The 17,781-nt window shown below is 68.2% G+C and carries 20 protein-coding genes and 2 pseudogenes; 14 read left to right on the forward strand and 8 right to left on the reverse strand.

The features are described 5' to 3' along the window. Positions 1–611, forward strand: a 611-nt coding sequence (locus tag AC3EO4_RS54315) for a GNAT family N-acetyltransferase (RefSeq protein WP_431904482.1), incomplete at its 5' end; no start/stop codon positions are given. 126 nt (positions 612–737) lie between these two features. Here the strand turns inward: AC3EO4_RS54315 and AC3EO4_RS54320 are convergent. Beyond that, the gene (locus AC3EO4_RS54320) at positions 738–1,667 is read right to left on the reverse strand and encodes an RNA polymerase sigma-70 factor (RefSeq protein ID WP_379570489.1); all 930 of its coding nucleotides are present in this window, start codon (positions 1,665–1,667) and stop codon (positions 738–740) included. Between the two features lie 249 nt (positions 1,668–1,916). On the opposite strand from AC3EO4_RS54320, the gene AC3EO4_RS54325 reads away from it, so the two are divergent. Then, entirely contained in the window at positions 1,917–2,393 is a 477-nt protein-coding gene (locus tag AC3EO4_RS54325) for a carboxymuconolactone decarboxylase family protein (protein ID WP_379570491.1), read from the forward strand. Between the two features lie 29 nt (positions 2,394–2,422). Then, the gene (locus AC3EO4_RS54330; RefSeq protein WP_431904486.1) at positions 2,423–3,763 is read left to right on the forward strand and encodes an FAD-binding oxidoreductase; all 1,341 of its coding nucleotides are present in this window, start codon (positions 2,423–2,425) and stop codon (positions 3,761–3,763) included. A 68-nt stretch (positions 3,764–3,831) separates the two neighbouring features. On the opposite strand, the gene AC3EO4_RS54335 is transcribed toward AC3EO4_RS54330, so the two are convergent. Further along, positions 3,832–4,434, reverse strand: coding sequence for a class I SAM-dependent methyltransferase (locus tag AC3EO4_RS54335; RefSeq protein ID WP_431904489.1), 603 nt, complete (start codon positions 4,432–4,434; stop codon positions 3,832–3,834). A gap of 145 nt (positions 4,435–4,579) precedes the next feature. Continuing rightward, positions 4,580–5,227 carry a TetR/AcrR family transcriptional regulator gene (locus AC3EO4_RS54340; RefSeq protein WP_431904492.1) on the reverse strand — a complete coding sequence of 216 codons (648 nt, stop codon included), beginning with the start codon at positions 5,225–5,227 and terminating at the stop codon, positions 4,580–4,582. 158 nt (positions 5,228–5,385) lie between these two features. Here AC3EO4_RS54340 and AC3EO4_RS54345 point away from each other — a divergent pair, with 158 nt between their 5' ends. From AC3EO4_RS54345 to AC3EO4_RS54370, 6 genes and pseudogenes are all read left to right on the forward strand, one after another. Next, positions 5,386–5,664: an antibiotic biosynthesis monooxygenase family protein gene (locus AC3EO4_RS54345; protein ID WP_431904494.1), complete on the forward strand. Its 279-nt coding sequence runs from the start codon at positions 5,386–5,388 to the stop codon at positions 5,662–5,664. Positions 5,665–5,772: 108 nt separating this feature from the next. Further along, a complete protein-coding gene (locus AC3EO4_RS54350) occupies positions 5,773–6,447 on the forward strand; it encodes a tyrosine-type recombinase/integrase (RefSeq protein WP_431904497.1) in 675 nt (224 codons plus the stop codon). Positions 6,448–6,618: 171 nt separating this feature from the next. Next, positions 6,619–7,173 (forward strand): hypothetical protein, encoded by a 555-nt coding sequence (locus AC3EO4_RS54355; RefSeq protein WP_431904500.1) that lies wholly within the window; start codon positions 6,619–6,621, stop codon positions 7,171–7,173. Continuing rightward, entirely contained in the window at positions 7,146–7,604 is a 459-nt protein-coding gene (locus AC3EO4_RS54360; RefSeq protein ID WP_431904501.1) for a hypothetical protein, read from the forward strand. Before AC3EO4_RS54355 ends, AC3EO4_RS54360 begins: the two co-directional genes overlap by 28 nt. After that, a pseudogene (locus AC3EO4_RS54365) lies at positions 7,598–8,740 on the forward strand (transposase). Before AC3EO4_RS54360 ends, AC3EO4_RS54365 begins: the two are co-directional and overlap by 7 nt. A gap of 129 nt (positions 8,741–8,869) precedes the next feature. Next, on the forward strand, positions 8,870–9,247 hold the full coding sequence (locus tag AC3EO4_RS54370; RefSeq protein WP_431904504.1) for a hypothetical protein: 378 nt from the start codon (positions 8,870–8,872) through the stop codon (positions 9,245–9,247). A gap of 247 nt (positions 9,248–9,494) precedes the next feature. Here AC3EO4_RS54370 and AC3EO4_RS54375 read toward each other — a convergent pair whose 3' ends face one another. Both AC3EO4_RS54375 and AC3EO4_RS54380 read right to left on the reverse strand, forming a co-directional pair. Beyond that, positions 9,495–9,956, reverse strand: a complete 462-nt coding sequence (locus AC3EO4_RS54375) for a DUF6193 family natural product biosynthesis protein (protein ID WP_431904507.1) — start codon at positions 9,954–9,956, stop codon at positions 9,495–9,497. A gap of 19 nt (positions 9,957–9,975) precedes the next feature. Beyond that, complete coding sequence (locus AC3EO4_RS54380) at positions 9,976–10,572, reverse strand: HD domain-containing protein (protein WP_431904509.1); 597 nt, start codon at positions 10,570–10,572, stop codon at positions 9,976–9,978. 174 nt (positions 10,573–10,746) lie between these two features. Here AC3EO4_RS54380 and AC3EO4_RS54385 point away from each other — a divergent pair. The 3 genes and pseudogenes from AC3EO4_RS54385 to AC3EO4_RS54395 all read left to right on the forward strand — a co-directional run. Then, positions 10,747–11,030, forward strand: a pseudogene (locus tag AC3EO4_RS54385) (recombinase family protein); the annotation flags it as partial. Between the two features lie 33 nt (positions 11,031–11,063). Next, complete coding sequence (locus AC3EO4_RS54390) at positions 11,064–11,285, forward strand: helix-turn-helix domain-containing protein (protein WP_431904525.1); 222 nt, start codon at positions 11,064–11,066, stop codon at positions 11,283–11,285. Beyond that, the gene (locus tag AC3EO4_RS54395) at positions 11,282–13,135 is read left to right on the forward strand and encodes a WD40 repeat domain-containing serine/threonine protein kinase (RefSeq protein WP_431904512.1); all 1,854 of its coding nucleotides are present in this window, start codon (positions 11,282–11,284) and stop codon (positions 13,133–13,135) included. The genes AC3EO4_RS54390 and AC3EO4_RS54395 overlap by 4 nt, the downstream gene beginning before the upstream one ends. 247 nt (positions 13,136–13,382) lie before the next feature. On the opposite strand, the gene AC3EO4_RS54400 is transcribed toward AC3EO4_RS54395, so the two are convergent. Together AC3EO4_RS54400 and AC3EO4_RS54405 are read right to left on the reverse strand one after the other, a co-directional pair. Further along, entirely contained in the window at positions 13,383–14,324 is a 942-nt protein-coding gene (locus AC3EO4_RS54400; protein WP_431904514.1) for a tyrosine-type recombinase/integrase, read from the reverse strand. A gap of 128 nt (positions 14,325–14,452) precedes the next feature. Further along, complete coding sequence (locus AC3EO4_RS54405) at positions 14,453–15,028, reverse strand: helix-turn-helix domain-containing protein (protein WP_431904517.1); 576 nt, start codon at positions 15,026–15,028, stop codon at positions 14,453–14,455. Between the two features lie 14 nt (positions 15,029–15,042). Between AC3EO4_RS54405 and AC3EO4_RS54410 the strand changes: the two genes are divergently transcribed. After that, positions 15,043–16,374, forward strand: coding sequence for an alpha/beta hydrolase (locus AC3EO4_RS54410; RefSeq protein WP_431904520.1), 1,332 nt, complete (start codon positions 15,043–15,045; stop codon positions 16,372–16,374). 220 nt (positions 16,375–16,594) lie between these two features. On the opposite strand, the gene AC3EO4_RS54415 is transcribed toward AC3EO4_RS54410, so the two are convergent. Beyond that, positions 16,595–16,780, reverse strand: coding sequence for a hypothetical protein (locus AC3EO4_RS54415; protein ID WP_431904522.1), 186 nt, complete (start codon positions 16,778–16,780; stop codon positions 16,595–16,597). Between the two features lie 515 nt (positions 16,781–17,295). Here AC3EO4_RS54415 and AC3EO4_RS54420 point away from each other — a divergent pair. After that, positions 17,296–17,637, forward strand: a complete 342-nt coding sequence (locus AC3EO4_RS54420) for a hypothetical protein (protein WP_379570507.1) — start codon at positions 17,296–17,298, stop codon at positions 17,635–17,637. Positions 17,638–17,781 lie beyond the last annotated feature (144 nt).

The following is a 17,781-nucleotide window of genomic DNA, read 5'->3' on the forward strand; positions in this document are numbered from 1 at the left end:
TACCGGTGGCGGAATCGCCACCGGTATTCACGAACAACGCCGAGGTGGCGCGCGGCGGCGGTAGATCGGCTGGACGCCGGCCATGCTTTGTTCGGCGCGTCGTGGATGGCGGATCTGCCCTCCCTAGGATAGGGATCATGGTCGATATCAGGCGTGCCTCGTCCGGCGACGTGACGGCGATCGCCGCGCTGATGGCCCGGCGCCGCGAACGGTACGAACAGCACCAGCCGGTCTTCTGGCGCCGCGCGGCGGATGCCCGAACCCGCCACGCCACCTTCCTCGCCACGATGGTGGGCGACCCGAAGGTGATCTGCCAGGTGGCCGAACGAGACGACGGCTTCGCCGGATTCGCGATCGGCTCGCTCGTGCCCTCGCCTCCGGTGTACGACCCAGGCGGACCGACGTGCACGCTCGACGACTTCGCGGTCGTCGATGACCAGGATTGGGCCACGATCGGCATCGATCTGCTGCGCGAGGTCGCGGATGAGGCACGCAGACACGGCGCGGCCCAGGTCGTGGTGGTGTGCGGCCACGCCGACAAGGCGAAACGCGAGGCGCTCCGCCTGGCCGGGCTTTCCATCGCGTCGGAATGGTGGACCGCTCCGCTGTGACGGGCCGAGGACGGGCGGTGGCTGGAGCACCCGATCGACGTCTCCATGCTGCGCCGACCGGGTGCAGGAGCACTCGGAACCTGAAGAGGGCTCGGCCTCGGACCTCGGTTTCCGAGGGGCCCGGACTCAGCGGCGCAGGGCGGTCTCCTGCTCCATGCGCGACAGCTTCTCTGGATTGCGTACGGCGTAGAGCCCGGTGATGAGGCCGTCGTCGATGCGCACCGCCATGACGCCGTCGATCTCGCCGTCGAACCGGACGATCAGCGCCGGATGGCCATTGACCTGTGCCGGCTCCAGCGACGCCGTGGCGGCGATCCTGCCCAGTACCTCGACCACCCTGTCGGCCCCCACGACGGGTGCCAGCGCGGCCTGCTTGATTCCGCCACCGTCCCCCAGGAGGACGACGTCGGGCGCGAGCATGTCGAGCAGCCGTTGCAGATCGCCTGTCTCGACCGCCCGTTGGAACGCCTCCAGCGCGCCGCGGGTCTCGGCGGGGGAGACGACCCCGCGCGGTCGGCGCGCGGCGACGTGTGCCCGCGCCCGGTGGGCGATCTGGCGTACCGCGGCCGGGCTCTTGTCGACGGCTTCCGCGATCTCGTCGTAGTCCAGATCGAACACCTCGCGCAGCACGAACACCGCCCGCTCGGTCGGTGTGAGCGTCTCCAGCACCACCAGCATCGCCATCGAGACACTGTCGGCCAGCTCGACGTCCTCGGCCACGTCCGGCGCGGTCAGCAGCGGCTCGGGCAACCAGGGGCCGACGTAGGACTCCTTGCGCCGGCCCAGCGTCCGCAGCCGGCCCAGCGCCTGCCGCGTGGTGATCCGGACCAGGTACGCACGCTGATCCCGCACGCTGTCGAGATCGACGCCCACCCACCGCAACCAGGTCTCCTGCAGGACGTCCTCGGCGTCGGCGGCCGAGCCGAGCAGCTCGTAGGCGACGGTGAACAGCAGGTTGCGGTGGGCGACGAACGTCTCGGTCGCGGAGTCCGCGCGGTCGTCCCTGTTCAGGCCCCCGCCGAGCTCTTCGGGTGGGGTCTGCGACGTGCCGGCCATGGGTGGCTCCTGTTCACTCTCGACTGTGTCACCCATCAGACACCGGGCCCCGCCGTTTTGTGACACCGAGACGGTGGCCGAACCTTGTCGTCCCGTGACGCCGAGGGAGCGTCGTCAGCAGCGGTGCGTCGGATATCACCGGCGGAGCCGACGGTGTGGCACACGTCACACAACCGTGCTGTCACAAGGATCGGGTCGCCGGCATCTTGTGTTCGTTCAGCACACGCAACAACACGAGGGGGATGCATCGTGGAGCCCCGTTTGAACCTCTCGGGCAGCCCGCTCGCAGCCAAGTCCATGAAGTACATCGCCTCGGCGAGCAGGGTGATCATCAAGGAGTCGACGCTGCCGGCCGCGACCCAGGACCTGGTGCTGCTCCGCGCCAGTCAGATCAACGGCTGCGGCTTCTGCACCGACGCCCACAGCAAGGACCTCGCGCACGCCGGGGAGCCCTCCGTGCGCGTCAACCTGGTCGCGGCATGGCGGGAGTCCACCGTGTTCACCGACGCCGAGCGCGCCGCTCTGGAGCTGACGGAGCAGGGCACGCGGATCGCTGATGCGGCCGGTGGCGTCACGGACGAGGCATGGGCGAATGCCGCCAACTACTACGACGAGGAGCAACTGGCCGCGCTGGTGCTGCTCATCGCCCTGATCAACGCCAACAATCGCCTGGGCGTCATCACCCGGCTGCCCGGCGGCGACTACCAGCCCGGCCAGTTCGGATGACGCCAATTCTCCTGTATGGAAGGAACATCATGAGTTCAGCGCTTGAAACCCTTCGCCGTGACTTCGGCGGCGACATCATCGAACCCGGCGGAGCGGAGTACGAATCAGCCAGTCGCTCGCTGTTGGCTTCGGGCAGTCCGGCCTGCGTTCTGCGGCCCATCAGCGTCGGGGACGTGCGAGCGGGTGTCGGATTCGCCGCCGGCGCAGGGCTGGTGCTGTCCGTGCGAGGCGGCGGCCATGGCTTTCCTGGCTTCGGCACCAACGACGACGGCGTCGTGATCGACCTCTGCAAGCTCGCGAACGTGGAGGTCATCGACAAGGAACGTCACCTCGTGCGGATCGGCGGCGGCGCCACCTGGGGTCAGGTCGCGGCCGCCCTGGCCCCGCATGGCCTGGCGATCTCCTCGGGCGACACCAAGAGCGTCGGTGTCGGTGGGCTGACCTTGACCGGTGGCATCGGCTGGAAGGTCAGGAAGTACGGCCTTGCCCTGGACAACGTGGTGGCCGCAGAGGTGGTCACCGCCGACGGAGAGGTCGTGCGGGCGAGCGCGGAGGAGAACCCGGAGCTGTTCTGGGCGATTCGCGGTGGCGGCGGCAATTTCGGGATCGTGACCGCCTTCGAGTTCGTGGCACACCCGACGACTGACGTCTTCTACGGCAAGATCGCCTTCCCGGCGTCGGAGGCGGCCACCGTTCTCCAGGGGTGGGCGGACTACCTCCGCGCCGCCCCCGACGAGCTCACATCCATCGCGTCCTTCGCCAATCCGTTCGCCGGCGGGCCCGAAGCGCCGGTCGAGATCTACGTCACCTTTGACGGCGATGACCCGGAGTTCGCGGCCCGGGCAATCGACCCGATCCGCCGGCTCGGCACGGTGGTCGACGACGATGTCGCGCTGAAGCCGTATGCGGACACGCTCGTGGATGGCGCGACTCCGCCGCCTGGCATCCAGTTGCTGACCCGAAGCGCGTTCGTCGACAAGGAATCGGTGCCCGAAGTCCTTCGGATCCTGGCTGAGGCCGGGGCGTCGGAGGGGTCGCCGTTCATCGCCGTTCGCAGCGTCGGCGGTGCGGTATCCCTGATCCCCGACGACGCCACCGCCTACGCGCATCGCCAGGCGGAGTTGATGTTCGTGACCACCACCGCGGGTCCGAAGCCGGTCGTCGAGGCCGCCCGTCCTGCTCTGGAAGCACTGTGGGGGAGGCTCGCACCTCACGTCAACGGCGCCTACGCGAACTTCCTCGCTTCTGCCACCGAGGAGGATGTCGCCGCGATCTATCCAACCGAGACGTATGAGCGGCTCGCGGCGGTCAAGCGTCGGTACGACCCCGGCAATCTGTTCGCCCGCAACCACAACGTCCGGCCTCAGTAGGCCTTGCGGCACAGGTAAAGCCGCCTGAGGCGCCCCGGCCGTTTCCTGGACGGGGCCGGCAGGCCTGCTCAGTCCTGCGGTTTGCGCCAGGTGATGCTGTAACGGAACAGGAGGTGACGACGGTACTCGGAGCCGGGCAGGATCTCGGCGGCCAATCCCCGCATCTGCGGGTACGTCACCGGCGGCGGCCACACCGTGGGGGACGGATGCTCCCAGTGGCCCTTCACGGCGCGATGGACGGTACCGACGACGACGCCGGCCAGGTCGTGCGGGAGGTCGTTGGGCATCGCGCTACGGGCCAAGCCGACGATGGCCAGGACGCCGCCGGGACGCAGCAGATCACGCATGCGGGCCAAGCCGGCGGCGGCGTCCATGTGGTGCAGGGTGGCCACCGACGCGACGACGTCGAACGAGGCGGGTTCGAAGGGGTGGGTGAGGAAATCGCCGAGGACGTATTCGACCTCGTCCGGATATTCGCGAGCTTGGTCGATGCTGAGCGCGTCGAGGTCTATGCCGGTGACATGCGGTACGGCCTGCCGAAGTTCGCGGGTGAGCATGCCCTCGCCACAGCCGACATCGAGGGCATGCCGGGCGCCATCGGGGACCGCGCCCAGGATGCGGGGGTGGTAGTGGATGTTGTGGTTCCACCGCTTGCCGTTCTCCACTGTCATGTGATCATCCTGCAGGACACAAGAAGCCGCCAGCGCCGGACCGTGCGTCACAGCCGGCTCGCCCAGTGCCGCTTCGGGATAACGCTAGGCAGTTGGCAATACGAGCAAGCCCGCCCGGAACCTCCCCCGAACAGCGCGCCGATCTTCAGCCCGGGCGGGTCGTGGGGCCGCTCGGGGTGGGGGCGGGTGGTAGCCCGAGCACGCCTCGCACGGCCCTGTCGGCGAGTTCGACGTCGTAGGGGGCATGGCCTGCGAGATTGCTGACGAGTCCTTCCATGGTGCCGAGGTAGGCGAGTGCCGTCTGGTGGGGTGGGGGGCCGGGCGGGATCGTGCCGTTGTGGCGTCCGGCGGCGATCCGGTCGGCGCAGTCGGTGAGGAGCCGGTCGAAGACGCGGGTGAGCGCGCGGCCGACCGGATGGTCCTGCCCGGTGAATTCGACACGCAGGGTTCGCATGACGCGGGCCACGTCGCGGCGGCAGTAGACGGCGTGGCCGCGGGCCATGGCCAGCAGCGCGGCGACGGGGTCGCTTACGAGGGCCGCGGGCCGGCCGACCTCGGCGTCCCAGGTCTCCTCGACCCATTGGACGACTGCGAGGGCGAGGTCCTCCTTGTTGGCGAACAGGTGGTACAGGGCGCCCCGGGTGTAGCCGGCTTCGGCGGCGACGCGTTCCAGTACCAGGTTGCCGTATCCGTAGGTGGACAGCCCGCGCGCTGCCGCTTCCAGCAGAGCGTTTCTGGTCCTGGCGCGCCGGTCTGCCTGTTTCTGGCGGGTGTTGTGCGGTTTCGCCGTCATCGTCGCCCCACTTTACCTACAGACATGTATGTAGGTTACATTGCTCCACAGCGCCGCAGTTCCGGGGCTTCAACGGAGGGCGCCGTCGCCGGCTGGTACGGCTCAGGCGCCCGCCGGCGATCCGCGATCCAGGCACAGAGAAACGCAAGGAGAGCACCATGAAGGTAGGAATGGTCGCCAGCCACTACCCGCACGCCTCGTACCGCGAGGAGTTCGTCTCGCGCGTCCACCAGGTCGCCGAGGAATTCCGGCGGACACCGGGATGCCTTTCGGCCGAATGCTGGCTGTCCGAAGACGCCGTGATCTCGATTGTGCGGTGGGACTCCGAGGAGGCGTTCGCCGCGTCGTTGACGGCCGTGCAGGCGGCAGGGCTGGACCTGGCCTACGACGAGCGAGAGTCACGCCCCCGCGAGATCATCCGGCTCGTGGCGGCCTGATCCCGCGCCGCGCACCTTCCGCCCGAACTTGGCGCCTCCGAGTGGGTGTATTGGGACAGCGGCACCGCCCACCTGCTGCCCCGGCCACTGCGGCTACCGGACGGCAGCATGCGCACGCACGGCCCGCTGTTCCTGTCCGAACGCCGCCCGGTCCCCGCCCGGCGACCCGCCGCCAGCGACATCTGCCCACACACCGGCCGCGCCCGCCTCGGCTACGACCGCGCCCGCGTCCTACTGGACAAGTACGCCGGCCTCGACCTGCACCAGCTGCGCCACAGCGCCGCCACCCACCTCGGCGAAGCCGAAGTCCCCCTACAGCTCATCATGGGCAAGACCCGGCACAAGAACCCCCGCACCGCCATGCGCTACGTCAAACCCGGCGCCGAAGCCATCGCCAAGATCACCGAGTCCTGGCGCCACGCCGCCGCACATACTGATCACGCAAGTCACTCCGACTCGCGGCAACTACGCTGGCGGCACCCACAGACCGGCCGGATAGCGCTGAAGAATCCCGGCCATCTAGCGGCGAAACTTACACACAGCGCGACCACCCGCAACCGAACGGCCAGTGGCGATAACCCGAGCCCCAACGGCTCGCTAACGCCACTGGCCGTTCGGCTGCTGCTCAAGCCCCGTCACCCGGGTGTTCGCTGCTCAGGGAGCGATGGGCCTGGCCTACAGCGGCGACCTCGACGCGCTCGGCATCCCGCCGGGCAAGATCGCGCACTTCGCGGGCGAGGCGCGGGTGACCGATGTCGCGGATCTACGCAAGGTGCTGGATGAGGACAAGCGGCTCACGTTGATCGTCAGCCTGCTCCACACGGTGCGGACCGGGGTCCGTGACGACGTGGTGACGATGTTCTGCAAGCGGATCGCAACGATCCATAAAAAGGGCCGCGACCAGCTGGAGGCGCTGCGGAGATTCATCGGGCGGAGTCCGAGCGGCTGCTGGGCGTGTTCGGAGACGTCCTGGACGGCGTCCGGGAAGCGATCACACCCGCCGAATCACAGCCCGACGAGGTGGCTGGCGCGGCGAACGACGCCACCACCCCGGAGGCGATGGCCGAGCGGGCCGGACGCCTGGTGCTCAAAGCGTTGGAACAGGCGGGCGGGCTGGAGGCGCTGGCGGCCGCGCACGAGGCGGTGTCAGCGCATCACGGCAACAACTACCTGCCGCTGCTGGACCAGCACTACCGCTCCCACCGCTCAGCGCTGTCCACCTTGGTGGAGTCGATTGACCTGGAGTCGACCAACGCCGACCGCTCGGTCTTGGACGCGGTCGAATACCTGCAAGCCCAGAGGGGCGCCCGCACCGCGCTCGTCCCCGAGCAGATCACGGTGGAGCGGGACGGCCCGGACGGCGCCGCGGTGACGGTGACGTTGTCGGTCGGCGTGGACGCGTTCGCCTCGACGATGTGGCGGAAGATCCTCAAGGATCCGAATCGGCCGGGATGCTTGTGCGCCGCCACCTGGAGGTGTGCGTGTTCTCCTACCTCGCCGCCGAGCTGAGGTCGGGCGACATCGCCGTGGCCGGGTCGGACTCCTACGCCAATCTGCACGACCAGCTCATGAGCTGGGAGGAGTGCGAACCTCTTGTCGCGGAGTTCTGCGCCGAGGCCGGCCTGCCGACCGAGGCAGCGGAGCTGACCGGCCACTACAAGCGGCTCCTGGCCGAGGTCGCCGCGGGATTGGACGCCGGCTACCCAGGCAACACCGACCTGGTCCTGGAGGGCGGCCGCCCCGTGCTACGCCGCCGCAAGGGCGCCGAGCGGAGCAAGGAGGCGCTCAAGCTGGAAGAGGCGGTCCACGACCGGCTGCCGCAGCGGGACCTGCTGGACGTCCTCACCCGCACCGCCTACCAGCTCGGCTGGCACCACCACTTCGGACCGGCCTCCGGCTCCGACCCAAAATCAAGGAAGCGCTCGGCCGGTACGTGCTGACGGTCTTCACCTATGGCACCCTGCTCGGCCCTGCCCAGGTCGCCGCGCACATGCGCGGCAAGGTCAGTGCCGCCGAACTCGCCCGGGGCGCCAACCAGCACGCCACCAGCGAGAAGATCGCTAAAGCCTCCACCACGGTGATCAACGGGTTCAACCAGCTCGACATCGCCTCGATGCGGGGAGACGGCAAGACCGTCGCCGCAGACGGCTCCCAGATCGAGACCTGGGAGAACAACCTCCTCGCCGAATCCCATATCCGCTACGGCGGCTACGGAGGTCTGGCCTACCGGCACATCTCGAACACCTACGTCGCGCTGTTCTCCCACTTCATCCCGTGCGGGGTGTGGGAGGCGGTCTACATCATCGAGGGCCTGCTGAAGAACGCCTCGGAGATCCAGCCGGACACCATCCACGCCGACACCCAAGGCCAGTCGCTACCGGTCTTCTGACTCGCCGCGCTCCTGGGATTCGACCTGCTGCCCCGCATCCGCAACCGGCACGACCTGATCTTCTACCGGCCCACCCCGGACACCTCCTACGAGCACATCGACTCGCTGTTCGGCGACGAGGCGATCGACTGGCGGCTCATCGAGACCCACGGGACCGACCTGCTGCGCACCGCGATCTCCATCAAGAAGAACCGGCTATCCTCGGTCACCCTGCTACGCCGCCTCGGCAACCACTCCCGCAAGAACCGCCTCTACCGCGCCTTCCGCGAACTCGGTCGCGCAGTACGGACGATCACGCTCCTGCGGTAACTGTCGGACCCGGACCTACGTGAGCAGATCACCCAGATCACCAACCGCAACGAGTCCTTCCACAACTTCTCCGACTGGCTCATGTTCGGCGGCAAACTGATCGGCCACAACGACCCCGACTATCAAGAGAAGATCATCAAGTTCAACGAACTACTCGCCCACTGCGTCATCTACTCCACCGCCTGCGATATCACCGACGCAGCCAACGCCATCGCCGCCGAAGGCCGCCCCGTCGACACCGACGACCTGGCCACCATCTCGCCCTACATCACCCACGTCATCCGACGGTTCGGCAACTGGACCCTCAACCTCACGCCACCGGCTACCGCACCCACCACCCAGCTCGACCTCGAATCCCGCGTCCTGTTCGCCCCATGAGTGAGCTGGCGCAGACGGTCGATGCCGGTGCCGGTGCCGGTTCACAGATCGAGCCGGGCGCCCTCCGCTGACGCCTCCGAGGGATCGCCGGGCCCGGATCGGTTGATCTCCGGCACCGACTGGGAGCGCTTGGACGTGCTGATCGGACCCGACCAGGGCTGCCCGACCGTCCCGGAGTTGCTGTCCTCGCTCATACATGGCGCGCCGCCGGTCAAGGCCCGCGCGTTGTACGACTTGAGCGAGGCGATCAACCATCAGAACTCCATCGCCGAGGCGACCGCTCCGGCGATGACCGTGATCGCGGCACTCTTGACCCACCCCTCTACCGACCTCGTGCCTCTGCCCGCAGTACCCCACCGGACAGACACGCTGACTTCGCTGCGGGCAGGGCTCCTCCGGCTGATGGCCGCAGTGCTCGACGACGTCGGCGATGAAGCCGAGGCAGCCAGCCGCCGCTTCGGCTTCGACTGTCGGAAGACCCGTCAATCGCTCAGCGGCAGGCTCTGAAAGAGCGGGCGATCGCGATCCTGTCCAGCAGCGCCGAGCCTCGCCATCGTGCGGTTGCCGCTCGTATTCGCGGGCTACCAGATAATCCCGCTGTCCTGGACGACGGAGGGTGCCGTGAGGATCCGCCCTTCTGATCCGGCTCAGGACTCCCGAAGCCACGCCAAGGCCGAAGGAGCGGTTAACCGCAGGTCAGCAGAGTCAGGGTCGGTGAGCACGCGTGGGACTCTCTCCTGGCCCTGCTTCCGCGTCAACGGTCGACGGCTGGGCCGAGCCCGGCAGGGAGGTTGTCGACGGCGAGGGCCACCGCGGCGTCCGCAGTCTGGGCGAACCCGATGACATCAGAACTTCGAGGACGACGGACGCGGAACCGCCCGTCCCGAAGGGGAGTGATAGACGGTGCCTGGACCAACCACGGGTAGGTCGTACAGCTGCTGAAATTCAGGCTGAAATGGCTGGTGAAGGGGTAGAGCTGCCGGAGTTTTGGTTCCGCTCCAGCAGCCTCGATCAGAGAAACGATGTGCGGGTAGGCGCTGCCGGGGTGCAAGGCCTCGTGCCGCTCGTGATGCCACCGCCAGACGAGCAGCAGCTGCTGCCAGCGCGTCCGCACGGTCTCCGCCGGGCCGAGCTCGCGGGCAGCGACGAGATCGGGAAGCCGCGGCTTCGGCGGAATGCTCGGCAACTGCTCAGAGGCGTCCGAATTCTTCGTCATCGCGCGTCGCCCGGCTTCCTCAGCCGTGGATCGGGAAGGACGCCTGGAATGCCAGGCGTTCGTCGGTCCTGTCGCCGATCCGGGAGAGGACCTCATCGAGAGCAATGAACTCCTCCCACGCTGCTCGGCCGGTCGCCTCGGACAGCCGGGCCACGATGAGATCCTCCAGATCCGGAACCCGCTTGTTCTTCCAGATCTTGTCGGCGAGGCTCACCAGGAGATCTTCCAGACCGACATCCGATCGCGTCCAAGATGCGTGCGTCGCTGCGAAGCGGGCGAGCTCCGGGCCGACGCCGCGGCTGAGTAGAAGATCCAGCCCCGCCTCCTCATGTGCCGCTCCGGGACCGGATAGCTCGGAGACATGGACGACCTTCCCGATGTCATGCGTCGCGGCCCCGAAAAGCACCGCCTCGCGGTCGAAGGACAGGGCGGGGTAGCGCTTTTCCAACCAGTCGACCACCTGGTGCGCGACATCGTGGACGGCCCGCAGGTGCGCCGCCAACCTCGACGGGCTTCCCAGATCGGACAGAAGCTCCGCGATGTGATCGGGTAAAGGGAGCAGGGGTGGGTTGAATGTGCCTCTCGTGGCCCTCAATATAGCGGCGTCGATCGTCACGACGTCAGGGTACTCGCCGCGCCTCCTTGTGTCCGTTAGAGGATCCTCAGCCGGACACCTGGATGTGCGGCCACGGACATCACGGAAGCACAGCTCAAAAGCCGCCCCCCATGTCTCAGATAGATAGTCCGAGAAACTGTCCGGTGATGGGGGGCTAAGCGATACGATCCGCGAGTGGGAGAACTCATCGGCTACGCGAGATGCTCAACCATCCTGCAAGACCTCACCGCCCAACGCGAGATCCTTCGTGCTCTCGGCGTCCCTAACGACCGGATCTACCTCGACAAGAGCCTCACCGGAACCAACCGCACCCGCCCCGGCCTCGACCAAGCCCTTGCGGCCGTACGTGCCTGGTTGACCGCGGCGTCCGACTGTCGCTTGGCGGCAGCATCTACAACGCCGCTGATCCGATGTCGAAGATGTTCTTCAACATGCTCGCCGTGTTCGCCGAGTTCGAAGCCGACCTGCTGAAGATGCGCACCCGGGAGGGCATGGCGATCGCCCGCTCTCGGGGCAAACTCAAAGGGCGCCGGCCCAAGCTCACCACCCGCCAGCAAGCCGAACTGGTGCGGATGCGCACCACCGGCGAGTACACCATCGCTGACCTGATGGAAGTGTTCTCCATCGGCCGCGCCACCGTCTACCGCGTTCTGGACCGAGCCCCCGGGCGGCCGGACGAAAAGCTCGAAGATTCGAAAACAGAGGAGGCGTGACAGTGCGAGACCAGCTCCTTGGGGGCCGTTACCGGTTGGTGCGGCAGCTCGGCGAGGGTGGAATGGGGCAGGTATGGGAGGCACAGGACGAGACACTGGGCCGGCCCGTCGCAGTCAAGGTAATCTCCCTGCTCGCCGGCGGCGGAAGCCGCGGCGACGAAGCACGCGCCAGGTTCCTGCGCGAGGCACGGATCACCGCCCGGCTGCAGCACCCCAACATCGTGACCATCCACGACCTCGGCGAGACCGGCTCAGGGGACAACAGGGTCCCGTTCCTGGTGATGGAGCTGGTCCGAGGCGAGGGCCTGGACGCGATACTGCGCAGAGGGACCATCACCTTGCCGGACATGGCCCGATGGGGGGCGCAGATATGTGACGCACTTGCTGACGCTCACGACGCCGGAATCATGCACCGGGACATCAAGCCCTCAAACGTCCTCATCACGCCTTCCGGCATCGTGAAGGTCCTCGATTTCGGCGTCGCGCGGGCGGCCGACCCCTGCGCGACCGCCGACCGGCTCACTCAGACCGGCTTCCTCGTGGGCACACCCCCCTACATGGCCCCTGAACAAGCACGTGGCTTCCCGGAACCGCGCAGCGACCTGTACGCGCTCGGCTGCCTGCTCTTCGAGCTGATCACAGGTCAGTTACCCTTCCATGCCCTCGACACCGTGGGCTACCTGTCGGCACACCTCACCCAGGAACCGCCCACACCCAGCTCGGTGTCCGCGGGCATCCCACCCGCCTGGGACGACCTCGTAGTCACCCTGCTGCGCAAGGACCCCAGCCAGCGGTACCCGGACGCTGCCGACCTCGCCAAGGCACTACGACAACTCGACCACGCGCCCGCGCCGGCAGTAAACGTGTCCACCTTGCCTTACACCGAGCTGGACATCCCTGTAACGCCCGAGCCGGGGGAGTTCCTCCTCGCCACCAGCATCGGCGGGTACGGAACGCTGCGGCTGTGGGACCCCGCCACCGGCCGCCCTGTCAGTCAGCCCCTGACCGGCCACACCGGCACCGTGTTCCGTACGGCGTTCTCTCCTGACGGCCGCCTCCTCGCCTCCGGCAGCATGGACACAACGGTGCGGTTGTGGGACACCGCCACCGGCGAGCCCTTCGGCGAACCCCTGACCGGCCACACCAACACCGTGGAAGATGTGGCGTTCTCTCCCGACGGCCGCCTCCTCGCCTCCAGCAGCATGGACACAACGGTGCGGTTGTGGGACACCGCCACCGGCCAGCCTGTCGGCCAACCCCTGACCGGCCACACCGAGGGCGTGGCGGGGGTGGCGTTCTCTCCCGACGGCCGCCTCCTCGCCACCGGCAGCCTGGACACAACGGTGCGGTTGTGGGACCCCGCCACCGGCCGGCCCGTCGGCCAACCCCTGACCGGCCACGCCGGCCACGTGCTGAGGCTGGCGTTCTCTCCCGACGGCCGCCTCCTCGCCACCAGCAGCAGGGACTGGACGGCGCGGTTGTGGGACCCCGCCACCGGCCGGCCCGTCGGCCAACCCCTGGCCGGCCACACCAACACCGTCTGGGACGTAGCCTTCTCCCCCGACAGCTCCCTGCTGGCCACCAACAGCGAGGACCACACGGTATTGCTGTGGGACATCGCCACCGGCCGGCTCGTCGGCCAGCCCCTGACCGCCCCCACCAACGGCGACGTCAGCGCGGTGCGCTCCCTCGACGGACCCCTGCTGGCCTTCAGCATCGGCGAGGACGGCACGGTGCGGTTGTGGGACCCCGTCACCGGCCAGCCCTTCGGTGAGCCCCTGACCACCCGCGCCAGCCGGCCGGTGGGCGTGTTTCTCTCCCCGCGCATCAGACACCGCACGCGGTCTTAGCGGCGTGCAACTGAACCGATCCGTTGCCGATCGCGGTCAAAACCCGCAGGTCCCGGTGTGTGGAGGTTGTCGTAAACCGTGACCTGGGGGCCCGGGACTCTACTGACGGGTAGCTACGCTAAGGACGGACCCCGGTAAGAAATAGCCCCTGAGTTCCCAGCCGTCTCTACCGCCCCGGATGCCGCAGGGGGGCAGACCAAGTACGAGAGAAAGGGGCAGTGTCCCTCCCCCTCGGAGAGGTTGCTGATCAGTGGGTACGGCGGCGGGGCGAGAGGACCTCGGTGACCTTGGCGATGGCTTCGGCGCCGGGTTTGACGTAGCGCATGGCGGTGCGGGGGTTCTTGTGGCGGGTCTTGCCCATGATGAGCTGCAGCGGGATCTCGGCTTCGCCGAGGTGGGTGGCGGCGCTGTGGCGCAGCTGGTGCAGGTCGAGCCTGGCGTACTTGTCGAGCAGGACGCGGGCGCGGTCGTAGCCGAGGCGGGCGCGGCCGGTGTGCGGGCAGATGTCGGCGGCCGCGGAGCGGCGGGCCGGCACGGGGCGGCGTTCGGACAGGAACAGCGGCCCGTGGGTACGCACGCTGCCGTCGGGGAGCCGGAGCAGGCGGGGCAGCAGGTGGGCGGTGCCGCTGTCCCAGTACACCCACTCGGTGGCGCCGCCCTTGGAGCGGACGGGAGCGCGCCGGTGCTCCAGGTCGAGGTCCTCGACGTTCAGCGCGAGGATTTCCGCGGCCCTGGCCGCCGTTTCGTAGAGCATTCTCCAGAGCGCCCGCTCGCGAAGGGGGATGTCGCGGCGTGACAGCAGCCGATGGATCGTCGTCTTGGCCACCGCGCGGGTCTCGTCGGCGTTCTCCTTGCGGCGTTCGGCGTCGGCCGGGACCGACGGGGCGGCCCAGTGCTTCTTGGTCTGGCACCAGGTCAGCCAGGAGGTGATGGCGGCGCGGTTGCGGTTCCAGGTCGCCGGCGCGCTCGCCCCCCACAGCTCGGCAAGCGCATGGCCGACCTCCGCGTCAGTGACCTCGGCCAGCGGCCGGTCGCGGCCGAGTCGCTCGATGGTGCGGTCGATGGCCGAGGCGTAGGCGCGGTGGGTGTTGGGGTTGGCGGTGCGTGGGGTGGCCAGGAAGGCGTCGGCGGCCGCGACGAGGGTGACGCCGCCACCGCGCAGGGCGGTGATCTTCGGCACGGCGCTCATGCTGGCCGCCGCGCAACGTCCATCGCGATGTACCGGATAACGTCCCGGAGTCGCGCACCGTCCCGGGGAGGAGTTCTCCTGGTCGTCGCGCCACCATGATCACTCATATACGCGATAATACGCTGTTATCACGTATATGGGTCAGGACGATCTGGGCCCGATTCGGAGTCGGTGGGTGGCTGTTCGACCGGGAAGAAGATCGGGCTGAGCAGGTGCTGTGTGCGGTCCGGCGTTGGCTGGTTGGTCAACAGGGGCAGGATCACGCGACGGAACTCGCTGATCATTTCTTCCAGCTCGCCGCGGGTGAGCCAGACGGCGTGCTGCCGGTAGCCGATGAGGTCCGCCACCGGGTCGGCATCCTCGCGGTCGAGGTAGGCGTTGAATTCAGCTACCAAGACGGCCATCGCGGTGGCGAACGCGCGCCGGTGGCCGTCGGGCGTCATGGCGGCGAGTGCATCGGCGTCGAGGACGGCTCGGTCGTGGCGTAGCCGGTAGCGGCGCTCCACCGCGCCCCGCACCCGCCTCTCGCCCGCCACTTCCAGGATTCCGCTGGCCGCGAGCAGGTCGACGTGCCGATAGACCATTGCCTTTGATGTGTCGGGGATCCGTGCGCATAGCTGGCCGGTGGTGAGTTCCCGCTCTCCGCGCATCGCATGCACGATCCGCAGCCGCACCGGATGCGCCAGTAGCTCCAGAGTGTCCACGATGCAATATTCTCATGATGTGCTACCGTTCGCAAAATAGTAGAAAGGATGGTGTCGGAATGACTATGGGAACGGATCCGGCGGCGATCGCCGCGGCGGTCGTCGAGATGGCGCGGAGTGGACGCTTTGCGGACATTGAGACATTGTTCGCCCCACCGCTGCGGGCGGTGGTCTCCGCTGAGACGCTGCGGGTCGCCTGGGAGAGTCAGCTTTCCAGGATCGGGGCGATCTCCGCGGTTGGGGCGCCGATCAGCGAGCCGGCCCCCGGGAGCTGGGTGACCGCATCGGGGAAGGCCGAGCTGGTCAAGGTGAGCGTCCCGGTGACGTACGAACATGGCGGGCTGACGGTGGTCATAGTGGTCGACGAGACCGGTCTGCTGCAGGATCTGCGGCTCACGCCTCCGCTCACCGAGCCGTGGACGCCGCCGTCGTACGTCCGCCGCAAACGGTTCCATGAGCATGAGGTCACCGTGGGCTCCGGCGCGCTGGCCGTACCCGGCACGTTGAGCTTGCCGCGCGGGCGCGGACCGTGGCCCGCGGTGGTGCTGCTCAGCGGCGGCGGGCCGTTCGACCGGGACGCCACCAGCGGCCCCAACAAGCCCCTCAAGGATCTGGCCTGGGGGCTGGCCGGCCGCGGCGTGGCAGCGCTGCGCTTTGACAAGGTGACCCACACCCACGCCGCCCAGGTGGCGGCAATCTCGGGCTTCACGATGAGCGATGAGTACGTCCCGCACGCCGTCGCGGCCATCCGCCTGCTCCAGCGCCACCCTGCCGTCGACGCCGCGCGGGTGTTTGTCGCAGGCCACAGCATGGGCGGCAAGGTGGCCCCAAGGGTCGCCGCCGCCGAACCGTCTGTGGCCGGGCTGGTGCTCTTGGCCGGTGACACCCAGCCCATGCACCGGGCCGCCGTTCGCGTCGTCCGCCATCTCGCCTCGCTCGATCCCGGTGCGCAGGCCGCGGTCGAGGCGATCACGCGGCAGGCCGCACTCGTCGACAGCCCTCAGCTGTCGGCCGAGACACCCGCCGCGGACCTGCCGTTCGGCTTTCCGGGAGCGTACTGGCTGGACTTGCGCGGCTACGACCCGGTCGCGACCGCGGCTGCGCTGGACAAGCCGATGCTCATCCTCCAGGGCGGCCGCGACTACCAGGTGACCGTCGCCGACGACCTCACTGGCTGGCAGGCAGGCCTCGCCCACCGTACGGACGTCACCATCCGCGTCTACGACGCCGACGACCACCTGTTCTTCCCCGGCTCAGGCCCATCCACGCCCGCGGACTACGACAAGCCCCAGCACGTCGACGCGGCCGTGGTCACCGACGTCGCCGACTGGCTGGCACAACGGTGACCGGGCCACAATCGCCAGCCCAGAGGACACGACGGTGCGGATAGCCCAAGCCACTGACTATCCGAAGTGCATGTGGACAACCGGGCGTTCCTTCCTGCCGATCTCCCGGAGGCCCCGGCACACTCTCCGACACCTTGCGGGCGAACACCCGCATCCGCATCCCGAGAGGGCCTACCTGCGCCGGAACGGCCAGTGGCGAGGACCCGAACCCCGCGGCTCGCTAAAGCCGCTGGCCGTTCGGTTGCTGATCAAGCCCCGCTTCGCCCGGCAGACTGGTCAGCTCCAGGCGGCGATCGGTTCGCAGCTGGATCTCGCCGTACGGGGCCATGTTCGAGAAAGTTCGTGCGGGTCGAGGATCGGCGAAAGATTCGCTGTCAGTCCAGGGAAGACGCTCGTTGACGTGCACTAACGCAATCCCATGTACCAGGTGACAGCAGTCTTACCCAACACCCCGCAACGCGATGCCGTCGACGCCGGGGGTTCGTTCGCCGCCCGGCCGTCTGCGGGAGCGCCGGCCTCGGGTTCTGGCGGAGCAGGCGAGGCCTTCGCCGCCGCGGCGGCCGCTGCCTTCTCCTTGGCCCGCTGCCGCCGCCAACGGGCGGGCGGACCCCGCGCAAGGTGACCTTCAGCTGGGGCCTGGCGGGCCCGCCGACGCCTCTCCTCGGCCGCGCAGCCGCTACGCCAAGCCGTCACACCCGCCAGCCCCTGTGACGTCTCGGGCACGCCTACAAGCGGCTGACCTCGGGCGAGGCGGCATCAAGGCGGCCAGCATCTCCTTGGACCGGGCCGAGATCCTGCCGAAGGAAGATCGCCTACCTCTTCCACCGTTTCATTACTTTAAGTAACGGATATATAGCTCTGGGTAGCAGTGGGGGGATGGTGTTCCACACACACATCCCCCAAATGAGAGGTGGAACAGCGATGACCGAACAGCTGACACAGATTCCCATTCTCGCCACCGGCGCCGAGGAGACCGCCCAGGGCACCTACCGGCTGTACTGGTACGGAAAGAGCTACAAGAAGACGCGCAACGAGGCCCACGCCTTCGCCGCCTCCAGAGGAGAGGGGCACCAGCTGGCCGACATCCCCTCCGACACATGGCGCACCAGTGCTGCCAAATACCTCGACGGCCCGGCGTGGATCTACTCCTGGAGGGGTGACAGCTACGGCGAGGGCAACGTCGTGCTCCACCCCAACGGATCGATCGGCACCATGGAGGACGGAAACCAGCAGCTTCCCTTCCTCATCAGCTACATCCAGTAACCGCCGCGTCGACTCGGTTGAGGGCTTGGCCGTACAACCGATGAGGTGCGGCCAGAGGCGCCCCTGCGCGGCCTGCTGCGACGTTCGCGTCCATGAACACTTACCGGGAACACCGAGGAGGCACCCCTTACCCCTTCAGTCCTA

It is taken from the genome of Nonomuraea sp. bgisy101, from assembly GCF_057708945.1.